The following is a 16,666-nucleotide window of genomic DNA, read 5'->3' on the forward strand; positions in this document are numbered from 1 at the left end:
CGTATGTAGGAACTCCTACGAGCGCTTTGGAAGCGGATTTATCGAGTTGACATATGCTTCCTTTTTAGAGCAAGATAAGATTCGAAGCCGGTCTGAATGGAAGAAGATAAAAAATCCGCCTCTCGAAACACTAAACAAAAGGGCGAGATCCTGAGAGTCATCCGTGACGCAAAAGGTCCTCTTTCGGTAAAGGAAATCCACGATATCTCTAAAAAATCCATACAGAATATAGGGATAGCTACTGTGTATCGGTCGGTGAATCATCTGTTGGAATCAGGTTCGATCCATGAGATCCAATTGCCTGGAGAATCTTCCCGTTTCGAGATCAGCCATCTTGACCATCATCATCATTTCCATTGTAAAGTTTGCGATCGGGTTTTTGATGTGGAGATTTGTCCTTTCCCTATGGAAAATTTACCCAAGGGATTTACATTAGATTCTCATGAAATTATTTTATATGGCATTTGTTCCGAATGTAATACCTCTCAAAAATGAATCAAAAAAAAATAAAATCTAAAATAATCTACCTAAGCATTCTATTCATCGCTTTATTTTCCTTTATAGATAGGATCGTACTGCAAAATCTACTTTTCGAATTTCCGAATGAGCTGGAGTGGGATACTTCTCCTTGGTTCAATTTTTTAGAAAAAAGAAGAAGGATCCAATTCTCCGAAAATGAAAAAGGAGCATTGATTGTAGGAAGTAGTGTAGCTCTTTATTCTTCTCTTCCTGAAAGAATGAACGAAAGGCTTAAAGATAAGTCTATCCGCATGGAATTTTATTCTCATCCTGCTCTCACTCCTTCCGATTTCTATTTTTATAAGGAAGATATTTCTTCTAAAAAGCCTAAACTTGTATTTTTTGTTTTAAATCCTGCAGATCTTCAATTGGATTTTCTGATCACAGAAAAAGAAAACGAAGCAAGATTAGCCCAATACAAACAAAATCTTCTCTACCAAGAAAAGTCCATCATCGACTTTCAAAATTTAGAATATTCTGAAAAAGCCTTGGATGATGTTTCCGCAAAAACAAGGCACCAGAACAGAATGATCTATCCCGCTCAGTATCTAAGAGAGAAGTATGAAGATATTCTGAAAACAGGAAAATCCGCATTTTTATCTCTTCTCTCCAGATCTTTGTTTTTAGTTGTCCGGTATCGAAGTTTTTTATATGATCCGATGGACGCTTGGATTGAAAACCATCTCAGAAGTGGGAGATCCTACCATTATTATACAGGAATTATTCCGGAAGAAGGTATCTATCTAAGAGGATGGGCTAAACCTGAATTTTCAATCGATTGCGAATTGAAAAACGGGGTTTTCGAAGAGAGTGTATTTTTCCAAGAGAAGAATACAACTTTAAGAATTTGGGGAGAAGGTAAACCGATCCTGCTCGATAGAACTTTCCCTAAGTCCGGTTGGCATACGATCAAATTTAATGTTCCAGAAAAGTTGGATAAGACCAAACTCAGAATTGCTTCTGATAAAAAAATCTCTTCTTTGCAAGTGGACGCAAGGATTTTCGGAACAGAGGAAATTTATGGGATCAGACTTTCTCAAAACTTTTGTAGAAATGAGATCCGAAAACATATCTCTTATATTCGAATCCCAGGTTTAGATGACTATAGACTTTCTAAAATGGATGATACAATATATTCCAAAGATTATACAGAAAGGATCTATGGATACAAAGGGGAAAGTTCTAAAATGTCCAGACTTGTCACTCTTAGAATGGCAAAGATCAAATTAGCATCTTCTCCTAAATTTTTTATATGGTCCGAATTGGAATATCTGAAAAAAGCAATTGTGTATCTTGAATCTCAAGGTATCCAAGTAGTTCTGGTAAATTCTCCTGAAAATCCGATCGAAAGAGAAGTATACGAATCCAGTCCTTGGTATAAAGGATATATTTCTTATTTGGAAAATTTGGGAAAAACTAAATATAAATTTAAAAATGCAATCTCTGATTTTGAAGATAAAAGATCTTTCTTAGACCCTCATCATTTGACCTACCAGGCTTCCGAAAAATCTTCAGATCTATATGCAGATTGGATCTTAGAAACATTAACGGCAAAGTAAAATGTTCGGATTCTTATCTAAATTTTTACAAAATGAAAAATTGAAATCACAGTGTATTAGCGCTTTAGGAAATCCTAAACTAGTTACTGTAGTTTTTATCATTCTATATTCCTTTTCCTCTTTTTGTGTTTGGAAAAAATACTCTTGGAGCCCTAGCTCCCAGGTAAATTTTGGGAAAGAATTCGCGGATCAAAACAAAGAGCAAACTCCTCCAGGCGCAATCGTATTCTTAGGAGAGGAGGGGAACCTGGGCGCAGGTTACGACGGGCAGATCTTTTATTATTATTCTAGAATGTTGTCCGGTCTTAGTTTAGATTGGCCAAATGGTTTCGAGACTAGCTTTAGGGCGCCTAGGATAGGATATCCACTTTTAGTTTCTCCATTTGGTTGGTTCGGGATGAATGCAACCATCATTGGGATGTACATTCTGAATTTAGGGATCTTCTATCTTTCTTATCTTGCGATCCGAGACTTATTACCTGATCCTAAAAAATACCTAAGTTCGTTCTATTTATTTTCTCCATTTGCCCTAGGGAGTTATATCCTACTGGTCTCAGACACAGTAATGATGGGACTAAGCGTTCTAGCGTATTCGTTTTTTATCAGAAATAGATTTATTACCTTCTCCTTATTAGCTGGTCTTGCAATTCTAACAAAAGAGCAGGCGATCTTTTTGTTTTTCCCTTTGGGACTGATTACATTATTCCAGAAAGAATTCATAAAAAGTATATGGGTAGCTTCTTCTTTAATCCTACCTGTGGTATGGAGTCTATATCTGAGAACCCAATTCCCAGAATGGACCCCAGGAAGTTTAGGCCATTTCTTTGATCCATTCGGAGGGCTTTCAGGATATTTTGGGGAACTCCAACAAGCTATAGTTTCAGGAGATCGAAATCTTATTCTTCTGATCAAAAAATTCTCCAGATTCCCATTGGTACTTCTTCTTTTATCCGGAACCTATCTTTTATTCCGAGGTGATTGGAAGAACGGGCTGGCATTTAGGCTTGGTTTTGGAATTCTTTTATTGACCGCGTATGCGGGAGGTTATGTTCTCTATTGGGCCACCTACGAGAACGTTTCCAGAATGTTTACATTCAGCATTCCTTTATTAATTTTTTGGGAAAAGGAAGATGATACACTTCCGAGTGGAATATATTGGGCTCTAACAGGTATTATTCTAGTTTCGTTTTTAATAAAATTGGCATTCATTTCCAAACCCTTACGTCATTTGGTCTGGTAATTCGGCGCCAATCTGAATCCCTGTTTTTTTGCAAACAAGTCAGCAAAAATTTTCTTAGACTTGATTCTTCTCAGAAAAGAATTAAAATGGCCGAATTGTAGGTCCGCTGTTCAGAAATCCGCACGTGTCATTGTAATCAGATCGGTGAAATCCGAGCTTTGCTTCTCTTAGAAACCCTGCTATCCGCGATTTTACCATCATTCAAATCAATCCCGCTGTTCTTAAAGAGTGTTATGGTCTTACGGAAGGCGAAATTGGTCTCCGTTTGCGAGTCGGAAGCTGCCTAAATATTTTGTTCGAGGAAAGCATGCAGAATCGCAAACTCTTTGTAGGAAATCTTAATTACTCCGTTCGCCAACAGGAAATCAGTGACCTGTTCTCCAACTACGGAGAAGTAGCTTATGCGAAAGTAATTGAAGGTAAAGGATTCGGATTCGTGGAAATGGCTAGCGAGGAGCAAGCTGAAAACGCGAAGAACAGTCTAAACGGAACCGAGTTCAAAGGTAGAACTTTGAATATTGATATCGCAAAACCTCAGACTTTCAACAAACCAAGAAGACATTAATATCTTTCTCGGGGAAGCTTAACTTCCCCGAGGTTTAGAAAGTAGGCGATTAAACGCCTACTTCTTCCTCTTCATCCTCGCTTTCTTCTTCTACATTTAGAAGTTCTAGGAGTTCTTTATAGGCTCTGTCTTTTTCTAGAACGCCAGTTTTCTTAATCGATTTTTTGAGAACATCGTCCCATTTTTTCTGGGGAAGGATCACTTGCATCTCTTCCAAAACTTCCAGAATATTGATATCGTCTTTTGTATTAAAGATCTCTGTTGCGTCGTAACGGAATAATCCGGAAAGTTGATCGATAAAATCGCCGACTCCGTTTCCGCCTCCGCGTTTATCTAGGGCCTCTTGTTTTTTTTGCGCTTTGCGGAGATCTCTTTCTCGTCTCTCCAATTCGGTCCGTTTCATAAGAACCCTCTCTTATCGGCTATACCTGCCATACTTTCGAACCCAGCTCACGGGCAAAGAAAAAACCCTAAAGAATTCAGGTAGAAAAACTCAAGTAAGCTGCCGATCTGGCGGAAGTTCAGGTTTGATTTGCAAAAACTCTCAACTAAAACCGGGAGAATTCTTTAAAATCATTCCAAACTTTCATTCCCATAAGATTAGACCGGGACTAAATTAAAATTCTTTCCGCAAAGGCCCTAGTTTTGGGTCTTTTTTCGTACAACTTGTTAATAAAAAAGAAGAAGAGGCGCTCTTTTAGCGAGAACCCATTGAGGATTTAGGGATCCTATATTCTTTTTGGATCCTTTGGTTAGCCGAATTTAGACTTTCTTTATCCAGGACAATATCTGTTCCATCATCTAATAAAATTGTAATGTACCTGGACTTGGATGATTTTACTTCATTAGAAATATCTTGGATTGATTGAACAGGTTTGCCGTTTACCTCATCTACTAATCTTCCGGAAACTTCGTGATAACCCTGGTTGGATTCATCCGGAATGACCTGGGAAAGTAATACGAATTTACCTTCTTTTTTGTCGCCTGTAGAAAATTTATGATAATCGAATGTGTATAGAAGTTTGCGATCTACTTTAGATCTCCAATCTTTTCCCCATTCCAATAAGTAACCTTCTGAAAGTTCTACAAATAAGAAACCACCATCAAAATAATATTCTGATTTAGACCCAAGATTTCTGTGAGGAATTCGAATAGAAGAATAAGGAAATGGTTTTAAAGTAAGTTGGACTTCTTCTTCTTTTCCGGATCGGATAATTTTGACTGGGATTTGTTTTCCGGTTTGGTAACCGAATTCGTCTCCTAAATGAGCGATATAAGAAAGAACCTGTTTACCGTATTTTGGATGATGGAAATATCCTTTTGAGTCTATTTTTTTGCCGCCGAACTCAAGGACCACATCACCTATTTTTAATATTCCATCTGCAGAACTATCAGGTAAGATCTCAGCTACTAATATCCCTTGATCTTTTGTTTTGAGAGAATAAAAATCTTTGGTGGCTTTGTCCATGATTGGTCTATAACGGAAACCTTTAAAAGGAATCTCAGTTTTACCAAAATCTCCCAGGAATTTGCTGATTAAAAAAGAAGGAATTGCTCTACCTGAGTTTTTATCTCCGGAGAAATCAAAAAGTATTCCGCTTACTTTCCCTTTTTCTAATAAAACTTCTCCATTTCCGTTTAATGTTTCAGTGGAGTTTACATCCAATACCGGAAGTTCTACCATTCCTTGCGGATATTGGTCCAAATCCATGCTGATCAGAGAGCCAGAAGCAGATTGTATGGAACCTGAATTATCCAATTGGTAGATAGAAACTTGTCTAGGATAATCTATCTCTCTTTGGAATTCAAAAGGGATTAGATCTTTGAAGAAGTTCTCTTCTTCTATTTTTAAAAGTGCCAGATCGGATTCTGAATCTTGTCTTGAAACAGTCGCTTTTGTCTCTGCATATGAAGAATGTTTTTTAACTTCAATCAATGTGGAGTGGGTGAGTAGATGTGCTGGGAGTAAGATCTTTTCACCCGGTACTACGATCCCCACACCTCTTCTTACCTTTGGGTTTTTCTTTTTCCAAGGGTTGAAATAATCAGGTTCTTGGTAGGAGATCTTTACTTGGACTATACTCTTTTTGTATTCTTCTTCCGCTTTTGCCTGGGATGCGACTCCATTTGGAACGGTCTTAGTCGCAGATTTTGGCTTTTTAGCGGAAAGCCCAGAGCTGAAAACACAAATGCTTATAATGACTAGAAGGATCTTGGATTTCACGTATTACTCCAAACCGTAGGTGCTTCTGATCTGGGAATCCGCTTTTTGGGTTTCCTCTCGATCCAGGATCAATGGTAGATCTATATTCAAAAATTTTAATTTTAAAAATTTGGACTTAGATTCTCCAATAATCCTTTTAAGATCCGCGAGGCTATTGATCGCTTCTCCATTGACTGATTCCAAAACCAGATTTAGAAAATAATCGGAGGAAGAATTTACGGGATGAGCCAATTTTCTATACAGAACTACATCTGCTTTTTTAGTTCTGCCAATCCCATCTTCTATAAAATAATCGTATCTGTATAAGAATTGGCTGCCGCCTGAAGTATTGCCACTTCTACTCCAAGCTCCCAGAAGATCTCTGGTCATCTCTTGGAATAATAATCCACCGATCATAGAATAATCAAAAGGTGTATCGTACCTGTTTCTCATAAAATCGAAATCAGGCATTCTTTTGGCTTTGAATTCCACATCGATCAATTTGCCATTACGGAATACTTTGAATCGGATTGGTTCGCCTGAATATTTATCATCTACAGTTTCTGTAAAATCTACTCTGGCATCCTTATCTAAGGTGATGGTACCGTTTCTTCCAATTGCAAGGCCATCTATCTCTGTTAAATAATCTCCCTCTTTTAGATACCCATCTGCAGAACCGTTAGGAAGAATTCTGGTTACGAATACACCTTCTAAACCTTCAGGGATTCCTTTTGCTTTTCTGAGAGAAGTATTAAAAGAATTGAATGTTCCGATCCCAAGTTCCACATAACCGTCATATCTTCCGTCTTCTATATCTTTTAGAAAATGACGGATCACTTTTGTAGGGATTAGATAACCAATATTTTCCCCTTTGGTTGCAACTTGGAAAGCGACTCCTACTACCTTATTGTTTTGGATAGCAGGTCCTCCAGAGTTTCCTGGATTGATCGCTGCATCTACCTGCAAAACTAAGTGGCTGTCTACGGAAGAATGTTCGTATTTGGATTGTTCTTTTCTGGAAACGATACCTCTGGTTACGGAGACTTTATTTCCTCCGATTGGATATCCTACTACGATAAGAGAAGAATTTAATTCAGGAATTTCCCCCAAGCTAAGTTCTGTAGAATCTTTATAAAATTCCGGATCTTCTGCTTCTAAAACTGCTAAATCGCAATCGTGAGCTACATGTAGGATTTTGACCCTGTACCATTCTGTCTGGTTATATCTCTGTACCTGAACGTACTTTGCGTTTGAGATTACATGAGCATTTGTTAATATTCTTTTATTCCCGATCAGAAATCCTGTGCCTGAACTTGCACGAACCCCGTCAGTGGCCCAGGGAGTAAAGGTGCTGAATGCTTGGGAATATACTTTGATCTGCACGACTGCTTTTCGCACATGATCGAAATCGCTTTTTTCTTCAGAGAAAAGAGGAAAATGAATAGAGAATACTAGTACAATAAGACCAGATTTCAGGATCCGCATGAGATTCTTAATGTCCTTCGAATTCACAAATAGAGAATACGTTTACACCTAAATCTTTACTTAATTTTGTAGCACCGCCCAGATCAGGAAGATCAATGATAACTCCTACTTCTGGAACTTCTGCGCCTAACTTTTGTAATAACTGAACTGCAGCGATCATTGTTCCGCCTGTTGCGATCAAGTCGTCCATAAGTAGTATCCTGTCTCCAGGAACAACTGAATCCTTATGGATCTCGATCACATCTTTTCCATATTCTAGATCGTATTCTTGGGAAACTGTTTCAGAAGGAAGTTTTCCTTTTTTACGGATCGGAATGAATCCGACTCCTAGTTGGAATGCAAGAGGTGCACCTATGATAAAACCTCTGGCTTCGATTCCGGCTACTTTAGTGATTCCTTTACCTGTGTACCGGTCTACGAAAGTACCAATGGTAAGAGCTAATCCTTCCGGATCTAATAATAAGGAAGTGATGTCTCTGAATAGGATTCCTTTGCGGGGATAATCCGGGATCGTGCGAATTTTGCTTTTAACTATGGACATAGGCTCGAAGTCCAATTCCATTTTCAGGAAAGGAACAAACAATTCTTTTTTCAAGGGTTAATAATAAGAGCGGCCTCCAGAAAAGAAGGCCGCGAATTTAGATTAGTATGCTTTTGCTCTAAGAGCAGCAATTCTTTCTTCTAGAGGTGGGTGGGTTGCAAATAAGGATGCAAGTCCTCCGGCTCTATTTGAAATTTTCAAAGCGGCGATGGTCTCTCCTCTTTGATCGATTGGATCTCTATTAAAAGCTACTTTTAATCTTTCTAAAGCAGAGATCATGCTAGATCTTCCAGCCAATTTTGCGCCACCCGCGTCAGCACGGAACTCTCTGGCTCTGGAAACGTAAGCTACAACTATGGAGCCTAAAAGTCCGAAAACTACCATAAGAAGTTGTCTGATCATGAACTCCATAAAGAATCCACCACTGGATCCTCGATCATCATTGCGACTCAATTGAGAAACGATAACTTTACTTACGATCCAAGAGAAGAAGATCACGAATGAGTTAATCACACCTTGTACCAATGTCATGGTCACCATGTCTCCATTGGCTACGTGAGAAAGTTCGTGTCCTAAAACTCCATCCAATTCTTCGCTATCCATTCCGTTCAAAAGTCCGGTAGATACAGCGACTAATGCGCTACTTCTGCTAGGTCCTGTAGCGAATGCATTAATTTCAGGTGATTCGTAATATCCAACTTCCGGCATTGGAAGACCGGCAGCCGAGGCCAATCTTTGCACTCTAGTTAAAAGATCTCTTTGCCATCCGGATGCGTTTCTAGGATCGATAACCTGGACTCCCATGGAGGCCTTTACCATAAACTTGGAAAGCAGCAAAGAAATGAATGCGCCTCCCATACCCCAGATCGTTGCGAACAGAAGGGTAGTTGCGTAAGGTACTCCGGATTTGGCTAAATATACATCCAATCCAGAAAGTCTGAGTAATAATCCGATCGTGAAGATTACCGCGATATTAGTAAGCGCGAATAATCCAAATCTGCGAAAAAGCGCCATAGGCGAACAGTTCTCCTTTTTAGAAGTTTTTTAGGCCTCGGTAGTTCCGTGCCCGCCGGTCTTCTAAATTCCGGTATTGGTTAGACCGCTCTAGGTTCCTTCTTTAAGAAAGAAGCTAAAAGAAAAAGTCCCGCAAGTAATAAATATGCCCAAACAAATGGACCCAGGTTTAGCTGAAAAGAGTTCAAAATTGCGTTTCCAGCCAAGGAATAAGAATGTATAAACCCTGTTCCAGCAAGGAGTGCACCGATCAAACTCGCAATGATCGCCTTCTTAAAATCTCTATCGATTACGAAAGTTGCGATCGCAGCCCAAACCATGGAAGAAAGTAAAAATCCTTGGGATAAACTTAATAATCCACCGAGAGAATATGGAAAAATCGGCTGATCTAACGGCACTGTAGAAAGCCAAATATTTTGGGTTTTAGAAGCTGCTTCTGTTCCTTCTATCGCTTTTGCAAGAATTGGAGCAGCATAATTGAATGCACTTTGGATCATCAAAACTCCCCAGCCCGCAAGCGCAGGAAGAAGTCCAAGCACAACTGCAGGTGCATGTCTAGTAGGTGTAGCTTCGAATGCTTGTGCTCCGATTACGATACCAATCCAAAGTACGATCGCCATTCCTGCTTCGACTGGGATGAGAGCACATACAAAACTGACTAATCCAAAGAACGCAATTAGAGTCATGAAAATTCCGTTTAAGCTGGAATAACCTGATCTTGCTCCGAGTGCTTTCCAACCTGGATGTCCAATATAAATTGTAGTAGGGAAAGGAGATCCAAATAAGGAACCAACAATTGTTCCGACACCATTCATCATCAGAGAGTTCCTGGTATTAAATTTATCTCCTGCTGCTTCTGCAGATTCAATATTCTGTAAGGAACCAATTACGTTAAAAATTCCCATCGGTAAGATTACAGATAAATATTCTCTAATACCAATTTGGGTCCAAGCTTCGAATAGATCTCCACCGCTCCATACAGGTAGATTAAATCCAAAATCGATAGAGGAGTGTAATGCCGCTCCATCCATCATTTGTTTTCCAGTAAAGTGGGGAAGGTACCAAGCAAGTAAGGTCCCTACAATTACAGAAATAAGTCCACCTGGGATCTTAAATGGAAACACTACTCTTCCAAAATATTGTAAAAGTATAATTCCGAATGGAACAAATGCAACGAGTGGATTTAAGAATGTGCGGACTAGAAAGTCCATGGAGATAAATGTCAGTGCAATTCCTGCGAGCGCAGAAAGAAGTGCTGCTCTTGGTGTCGCCTTGCGGACCTTCTCCGCTACAAATGCTCCAAAAAATTCGATCAAGCCGGAGAGAAAACTTGCGAGAAGTCCAATAGCCCAAGCAGCTTTATAACTATTCGTTTTTTGGTAAACTGGGAACATTACAAAAAAGACGAATGCGAATAAAGAAACAGTATTGATCCCGTAAGGTAGTGCGGTTACATCACTTCTGTTTTCTGAGATTGCAAGTTGTCTCGCCTGCCAAGCGTAAAAAAGGTTTCCAACAAGTAGAGAAATTGCAGCTCCAGGGATCACAACTCTGAATACGAAATCCTGAGGCATTCCGCAAAAACCGATACATAAAGCTACAAGAACCAAAATTTGGATCAGGTTATCGATCATTAGGCCGAAGAATCCATCCAGGTCCCCGGCAACAAACCATTTGTATTTGCTCATTTCTTTGTTTTACTCCCGAAGTCTACTTGGATTACATTATCTTTTCGTTTAGAAGATCCTGATTCAGGATCGGAAACTTCTTCTTTGGTTTCTGCCGAAGATGGTTCCTCTTTTTTAGGAAGAACATCCGGTTTACCTAAATAAATTCTCATTTGAGTGACTGTTTGTTGGGATTTATCGAAATATCTGAAAATTCCGTCCCAGGGTAGGAAGACTTCTTCCCAGGTATAGCCGAACTGTAGTTCTGCATAAACCCATTCTTCTTCTATTTTGATATCTCTTGCGGCGCGGGGTCCTATGACTAGGATGATACCTGATTCAGGCTCTTCTCCCACGAGTCCTCTTTTTCCGATTTTTAGATCTGGATGAGGCATGACGTGTACATAGAATGTGCCGAACCTTTCCCAGTACACTGAAAAGAGTTGTTTTTTGAATTCTCGCAGTGTCTGTATGTCTTCTAAATTCGGACTATCCATCATTTTTCAACTTACGCGAGGATTCCTCGCTGATATATTCTTTATGTATTTTATACTCAGGCACGAGCGTTTTAAAAGAAGAGAAAATCTCATCTTCTCGATCTGATTTAGCTGCTTCTAATAAAGAGTTAAATCTGGCCTGGAAGCTGCTAGGATCTCCTTCCTCTAAGGGGGCTGCAATCCTGATTTTTGGATGATGTGTTTTTTTGATCCCTTCTAGATCTAACAGCAGTTCTTCGAACAATTTTTCTCCAGGTCTTAAACCTGTGAACACGATTGGAATATCTGTATAAGGCCTGAATCCTGAAAGTCGGATCATATCTTCTGCAAGATTTAGGATGCGGATCGGTTCTCCCATATCGAGTAGAAAAATTTCTTCCTTCTCTCCCATAGCTGCTGCTTGCAAAACCAATTGTGTTGCTTCTGGGATTGTCATAAAATAACGGATAATATCAGGATGGGTCACAGTCACTGGGCCACCGTTACTGATCTGTTCTCTAAATCTAGGAATAACTGAACCACTGGAGCCTAACACGTTACCGAATCTTACTGTGATAAATTTGGTTTTGGTTCCTTGGGAGATTGCTTGCAGATATAATTCTGCAACTCTCTTGGAAGCACCCATTATGTTTACTGGATTGACTGCCTTGTCTGTGGAAATTAAAACAAAACGTTCGGTCCCATAAATTCTAGAAATATCCGCTAAGTTCTTAGTTCCTAGTACATTATTTAAAACTGCTTCGGATGGATTGATCTCCATCATGGGCACATGTTTATAAGCTGCAGAATGAAATACAACTTGGGGACGGTCCGATTCAAAAACAGAACCAATTCTAAGTGGATTTTTAATATCTGCGATCACTGCTCTAAATTGGATCCCGCTATCTTTAAAAACTTTTCTAAGTTCGTAATCTATCTCGTATAGAGGAGTTTCTGCAGAATCGAGTAGGATCATTTTTGCTGGATGAAATACCGCAACTTGTCTGCACAATTCGCTTCCGATGGATCCGCCTGCTCCAGAGATCAGCACAGTTTTACCTGCGATATAAGAACGAATGGATTCTATTTCCAGATCTACAACTGGGCGACCTAGTACGTCTTCTACCCGGATCTCCCTTAATTGTTGTACTTTTGGCGGATCGAAAAATAAAGAACCCAAAGAGGGAAGGATCTTAAAATCCACATTTTCAGATTCGAAACTTTTGATAAGTTTACCGATCTGTTTTCCGTCCGGATTGCTAAACGCGATCAGTACCTTTTTGATTTCTAGAGAACGGATCAGAGATTCTGCTTGGTCAATTTTTCCGAGGACTGGAACACCTTGGATATGCGCTCCAATCTTAGATTCGTCATCATCCAAAAGACCCAAGGGGAGAAGATTCAGATCATTATGCCTTCTTAATTCTGTGAGAAGTGTAGCTCCCGTTTTTCCAGCGCCTAGGATAAGTGTGGGAATTCCTTCTCCCTGTTTTTTGCGTAGAATGTACTGATCTCTCACTAGTCTCCAGGATAGGCTGCGAATACATAAAAATCCTAAAAGGAGAAGAGTATCTATAACTGGGATCATTCTGGAAAGATGTTCAAATCCGTTATAGAATAAGAGTGCAGTATTCGAGATCAGTGAAGAAAGTACGGTAGTCTTGATAATCTCCACCAGGTCATGGATGGAAGCGTACGCCCAAATCGATCTGTAAATATTCGAAAATAGAAATACTAGAGAACGACAGACCACTACTATCAGAAGTGGAATAAAAAAGTCGTTAGGTTCCTGTAAAAATACAGTGGATTCGAAACGAATCAGGTGGGCTAAAAAATAGGAGAGGATCATGAAGCTTAAATCCAAAGGGAAGAGAAGGCTTCGACGATTCCATTGTCCCATTAAGTAAAAAAAATGTCGCTGGTGAGGAAAAGTCCAATCTTTTTGAGTTTTTTAGGTTGCTTAAAAACCCGATCTGATTCGAAACTTTAAAGGGCTTTTATTCTAGTGAAAGAATTGATCGTCAATTTACAAGGCAAACTGGATTCCTTACTCGGAAACTCTTTCCGAGAAAAAACGGATCCTCTACTCCGAAGTGAGCCTCATAAAATTCTACTCGATGCCAGAGACCTACAAGTCTGGGACGAGAACGGTTTGCTCTCTCTCAAAAATTCTTCTCTCGCTCATTTAAGTTCCAAATATGCTGCCTGCGGATTGTCTGAAAGTCTGATGGGAGATTGGAACCGACTTGGACTCCGAGAAAAAATCCCCTACTTCAAAACTAGAGAAGAGGCAAAATATTATTTAGTCTCCGGTCAAAATGTAGATTCTAGTTTTGAACCTAACGAAAGTACTACGGCATGTCCTGCTTGTCTCCAGATTTTGAGAGTGCAGGGAAAAGGAAATTATCGTTGTCCATCCTGCGACCATACCTTCTACCTGACCGCAGACTATAGAACGGCTAGTTACGAGAAATTATTCTAATCCATTCGGAAATAAATTTCCAAATTTTATAGGCTTGCCAGAAAAAATTCAGACTGATGCTGTTACTATTATATGGGTACACAGACTTCTGACAAGCGTGGTTTCGGGCAAAAAATCCTAGATCTTACTCTAGTTCTTCCGAGGCTATTTTATTCCGGAATACGAGCAAAACTCGCCTGGTTTACTGGAAGTCTGATCGTTCTGACCATTCTAATACTTTCCTTCATTTATGTGAGACAACAGACCGAAATCCTCACAGATAGTTATGATAGAGAGGCCGCCATTTCCAGAAAGTATATCTCTTCTCTCGTTCTGGAATTGGATAATATTTCCCAAAGTTTGATCCGTATCGAAGAATTTCGCGACCGGGTTAGCAAACAGACAGAAGCATTAAAAAAATATAAAACGACCAAAACCGTAGTCCAGGAAAAGAAGGTCTCCTTTTTTGGGATCAAGACTAGTTTGTTTGGTGCCTTGGGAAAAAATACAGTTCGTAAAACTTTAGATACGTATTATTCAGCTTATCTTTCTAAAGATGATATTCAGGTTTTAGAAAAAAATATCCGACTACAGCTACAACAGGGCGGAGAAGAAGTAGTCAGTGATAAAGAATTCGCCCGCCTACAGGCTATGGCTAAAAAATTCGTATTCACTGATAGAGAGGTCAACCAAATCCGAAAACGCCTAGCTGAGTTAAAAGAAAATCAGGAAAAACCAGACCATACAGAGATCTCTGCTGCAGAAGAAGACCTGCGTAAAAAATCACTCCTTGCACGAAAACTTAGATCCGAACTGGATGAGCATATTGTATCCATTCTTGCAGATTCCAAAAAAAGAAAGATCAAAGAATTAGGATTAGATACTGGCAGATTTAGGATCCAAACATTTCCAGTCTCAGGTATCATACCTGGCGAAGCTTCCGAGCCTACGTTAGACACTAAAATTTTTGATTCAGAATCTTCTTTGAACCAAGCTCCCATGGAAGAAAACTTAGAAGAAGGATTAAAATCCGCGTTAAGTTCTCTTTTAGAAGGCGCCGGAGTTTTAGGAGAGATACCTGCTACTTCTTTCCAACAAAATGGTCTGGAATTACAGGCTTTATATTCTCCTCATTTTAGAAATCCGGCTTCTACAGAAAGAGCCAAACTTTTAGAATCCAGAAGAAGTACACTCGGACCCTGGAACAATTATTTAAGAGAAGAGCAGGAAATCCTATCAGAACTTTCTAAAATTCCTCCTATCTTAGAAACTATACTTAAGGAGTTGAAAGAGAAAAAACCTCCGATCCCTCCTTTCAAAGACAAAGAGTTTAAGAACCAATACACAAAGTACGCTAGCCTAGTGCGTAAAAGAAATTTATTATATGCAACTTATCTACGAAACAATCCTCCAAAAGAAGAAGAGGAACTAGAAGTAGAATCTTTCGGTTCGATCAGAGATTCCGCTTTAGAGGATCAGATCTTACTCAGATTTAGACCGGATGGTTCCGATTATGGGAAATCTGTTCAATCGGAAGAAGGAAAAGAAACTTTCCAAAAGCGTTGGAATTCCGTCAGAGAATGGATCTACTCCGGAGAAAGTGAAACTCCTACTACAAAATTAAAAGCGCTCTTTCCAGATGGGATCATCGGAAACAGTAGAACAGAAGCAGAACAAATTCTTTGGAAATTAGATTCAACACCTTTAATTTCAGAAGCATCGGAAGATCTTCCTACAGTTGTATTAGCTTCTAACTTTTCAGGAGTGATCCGAACTGTAGTAGATAGAACAGAAGGTTTGGAATCTATTCGCCGAAATAGAGACAGGGCAGTACTTTCTGCATTAGGTATCTGCGGATTTTCAATCTTCTTAGCTGTCTTTATCTCTGGTTTTGTGGTAACAAAGATCAAACGTTTGATCAGAAACGCAGAACAAGTAGGAAGGGGAGATCTAAACGTAGAATTCGAGCAAGGCGGAAGCGACGAATTCGGGAATCTTTCTGTCGCACTCAACCAAATGGTGACCGGGCTTCGAGAAAGGGAGAAGATCAAAGGAATACTCGGAAGTATGATCGATCCTGTAGTGATCGGTGAGGCAATGAAGGATCTTGCTGCTCTCAAAAGAGGTACTGAAAAAAGGGTAACTGCATTCTTCTCTGATGTAGCAGGATTTTCTAATATTAGCGAAAAGTTAAGTTCTGTAGAATTATCCGAACTTCTAAACGAATATCTTTCTGCAATGACTCTGATCCTAAAAGATCATGATGGGGTTTTGGATAAGTATATAGGCGATGCGATTGTAGGTATTTTCAACGCACCTGTAGAAGTAGACGGTCATTGTTTGAAAGCGACTAGAGCTTCTATCAAAATGTTAGATAAGTTGGAAGAGTTACGATCCGGCTGGAAGAAGGGTCAAAAATACATTCCAGACGCAAGAGATATGCAGATCAGGATCGGTTTGAACACTGGACTTGCAAAAGTTGGATTCATGGGAACTGATGCTCTAGCTTCTTATACTATGATGGGGGATACTGTAAACCTTGCTGCTCGTTTAGAAGCTGCAGGTAAAGATTATGGGGTTTCTATTTTAGTTTCGGATTCAGTTCATTCTGAAATTAAGGATTCTATTTTTACAAGAAAACTAGATTTAGTTCGTGTAAAAGGTAAGAATGAACCAGTGATCTTATACGAAGCAATCTCAGAATTGAAAGGTGTTGCTTCTGCTAAAAAAGAAATTATCGGTTTATATGAAGAAGGTTTAGCATTGTATTTGGATCGCAAATGGGATGCTGCTGTTAAGAAGTTTAAGGAATCCGAAAAAGCAAAGGGCAAAGACGATAAAGCAGTCCAGTTACTTGTAGAAAGATGTAATGAGTATAAAAAAACTCCTCCTCCCACTTCTTGGGATGGAGTTTATACTCGTGATCATAAGTAATT

At 39.4% G+C, this 16,666-nt stretch carries 14 protein-coding genes; 6 read left to right on the forward strand and 8 right to left on the reverse strand.

Annotation, left to right across the window (positions count from 1 at the left end; translation table 11 throughout):
- Positions 1–96: 96 nt before the first annotated feature.
- From CH362_RS13295 to CH362_RS13310, 4 genes are all read left to right on the forward strand, one after another.
- Positions 97–495 carry a Fur family transcriptional regulator gene (locus tag CH362_RS13295; protein ID WP_100710827.1) on the forward strand — a complete coding sequence of 133 codons (399 nt, stop codon included), beginning with the start codon at positions 97–99 and terminating at the stop codon, positions 493–495.
- A complete protein-coding gene (locus CH362_RS13300) occupies positions 492–2,078 on the forward strand; it encodes a hypothetical protein (RefSeq protein WP_100710828.1) in 1,587 nt (528 codons plus the stop codon). Before CH362_RS13295 ends, CH362_RS13300 begins: the two co-directional genes overlap by 4 nt.
- A 1-nt stretch (position 2,079) precedes the next feature.
- A complete protein-coding gene (locus CH362_RS13305; protein ID WP_100710829.1) occupies positions 2,080–3,318 on the forward strand; it encodes an AZOBR_p60025 family cell surface glycopolymer formation protein in 1,239 nt (412 codons plus the stop codon).
- 307 nt (positions 3,319–3,625) lie between these two features.
- On the forward strand, positions 3,626–3,883 hold the full coding sequence (locus CH362_RS13310) for an RNA recognition motif domain-containing protein (RefSeq protein WP_008589002.1): 258 nt from the start codon (positions 3,626–3,628) through the stop codon (positions 3,881–3,883).
- Positions 3,884–3,932: 49 nt separating this feature from the next.
- Here the strand turns inward: CH362_RS13310 and CH362_RS13315 are convergent, their stop codons facing one another.
- From CH362_RS13315 to CH362_RS13350, 8 genes are all read right to left on the reverse strand, one after another.
- Complete coding sequence (locus CH362_RS13315) at positions 3,933–4,286, reverse strand: LB_289 family protein (protein ID WP_100710830.1); 354 nt, start codon at positions 4,284–4,286, stop codon at positions 3,933–3,935.
- A 294-nt stretch (positions 4,287–4,580) separates the two neighbouring features.
- Complete coding sequence (locus tag CH362_RS13320) at positions 4,581–6,107, reverse strand: S1C family serine protease (RefSeq protein WP_100710831.1); 1,527 nt, start codon at positions 6,105–6,107, stop codon at positions 4,581–4,583.
- Positions 6,108–6,110: 3 nt separating this feature from the next.
- Positions 6,111–7,571 (reverse strand): S1C family serine protease, encoded by a 1,461-nt coding sequence (locus CH362_RS13325; RefSeq protein WP_100710832.1) that lies wholly within the window; start codon positions 7,569–7,571, stop codon positions 6,111–6,113.
- 7 nt (positions 7,572–7,578) lie between these two features.
- A complete protein-coding gene (locus tag CH362_RS13330) occupies positions 7,579–8,112 on the reverse strand; it encodes an adenine phosphoribosyltransferase (protein WP_100710892.1) in 534 nt (177 codons plus the stop codon).
- 102 nt (positions 8,113–8,214) lie between these two features.
- Positions 8,215–9,126, reverse strand: a complete 912-nt coding sequence (htpX, locus tag CH362_RS13335) for a protease HtpX (RefSeq protein WP_100710833.1) — start codon at positions 9,124–9,126, stop codon at positions 8,215–8,217.
- 80 nt (positions 9,127–9,206) lie between these two features.
- Positions 9,207–10,814, reverse strand: a complete 1,608-nt coding sequence (locus CH362_RS13340; protein WP_100710834.1) for a permease — start codon at positions 10,812–10,814, stop codon at positions 9,207–9,209.
- The gene (locus CH362_RS13345) at positions 10,811–11,290 is read right to left on the reverse strand and encodes a ClpXP protease specificity-enhancing factor SspB (RefSeq protein ID WP_100710893.1); all 480 of its coding nucleotides are present in this window, start codon (positions 11,288–11,290) and stop codon (positions 10,811–10,813) included. The genes CH362_RS13340 and CH362_RS13345 overlap by 4 nt, the downstream gene beginning before the upstream one ends.
- Positions 11,283–13,169 (reverse strand): polysaccharide biosynthesis protein, encoded by a 1,887-nt coding sequence (locus CH362_RS13350; RefSeq protein WP_100710835.1) that lies wholly within the window; start codon positions 13,167–13,169, stop codon positions 11,283–11,285. The genes CH362_RS13345 and CH362_RS13350 overlap by 8 nt, the downstream gene beginning before the upstream one ends.
- 105 nt (positions 13,170–13,274) lie before the next feature.
- Between CH362_RS13350 and CH362_RS13355 the strand changes: the two genes are divergently transcribed.
- Together CH362_RS13355 and CH362_RS13360 are read left to right on the forward strand one after the other, a co-directional pair.
- Positions 13,275–13,751 (forward strand): STAS domain-containing protein, encoded by a 477-nt coding sequence (locus CH362_RS13355; RefSeq protein WP_100710836.1) that lies wholly within the window; start codon positions 13,275–13,277, stop codon positions 13,749–13,751.
- Between the two features lie 72 nt (positions 13,752–13,823).
- On the forward strand, positions 13,824–16,664 hold the full coding sequence (locus CH362_RS13360; protein WP_100710837.1) for an adenylate/guanylate cyclase domain-containing protein: 2,841 nt from the start codon (positions 13,824–13,826) through the stop codon (positions 16,662–16,664).
- The last annotated feature ends 2 nt before the right edge of the window (positions 16,665–16,666 follow it).

Origin of the sequence: Leptospira saintgironsiae (genome assembly GCF_002811765.1) — a bacterium.
Taxonomy (GTDB): domain Bacteria; phylum Spirochaetota; class Leptospiria; order Leptospirales; family Leptospiraceae; genus Leptospira_B; species Leptospira_B saintgironsiae.

What these genes read in the sequence shown, in the direction of transcription:
- CH362_RS13315 (WP_100710830.1), bottom strand. Translation starts at nt 4,286, where the DNA reads ATGAAACGGACCGAATTGGAGAGACGAGAAAGAGATCTCCGCAAAGCG.
- CH362_RS13330 (WP_100710892.1), bottom strand. Translation starts at nt 8,112, where the DNA reads ATGTCCATAGTTAAAAGCAAAATTCGCACGATCCCGGATTATCCCCGC.
- CH362_RS13310 (WP_008589002.1), top strand. Translation starts at nt 3,626, where the DNA reads ATGCAGAATCGCAAACTCTTTGTAGGAAATCTTAATTACTCCGTTCGC.
- CH362_RS13350 (WP_100710835.1), bottom strand. Translation starts at nt 13,169, where the DNA reads ATGGGACAATGGAATCGTCGAAGCCTTCTCTTCCCTTTGGATTTAAGC.
- CH362_RS13325 (WP_100710832.1), bottom strand. Translation starts at nt 7,571, where the DNA reads ATGCGGATCCTGAAATCTGGTCTTATTGTACTAGTATTCTCTATTCAT.
- CH362_RS13360 (WP_100710837.1), top strand. Translation starts at nt 13,824, where the DNA reads ATGGGTACACAGACTTCTGACAAGCGTGGTTTCGGGCAAAAAATCCTA.
- CH362_RS13300 (WP_100710828.1), top strand. Translation starts at nt 492, where the DNA reads ATGAATCAAAAAAAAATAAAATCTAAAATAATCTACCTAAGCATTCTA.
- CH362_RS13295 (WP_100710827.1), top strand. Translation starts at nt 97, where the DNA reads ATGGAAGAAGATAAAAAATCCGCCTCTCGAAACACTAAACAAAAGGGC.
- CH362_RS13345 (WP_100710893.1), bottom strand. Translation starts at nt 11,290, where the DNA reads ATGGATAGTCCGAATTTAGAAGACATACAGACACTGCGAGAATTCAAA.
- CH362_RS13305 (WP_100710829.1), top strand. Translation starts at nt 2,080, where the DNA reads ATGTTCGGATTCTTATCTAAATTTTTACAAAATGAAAAATTGAAATCA.
- htpX (WP_100710833.1), bottom strand. Translation starts at nt 9,126, where the DNA reads ATGGCGCTTTTTCGCAGATTTGGATTATTCGCGCTTACTAATATCGCG.
- CH362_RS13340 (WP_100710834.1), bottom strand. Translation starts at nt 10,814, where the DNA reads ATGAGCAAATACAAATGGTTTGTTGCCGGGGACCTGGATGGATTCTTC.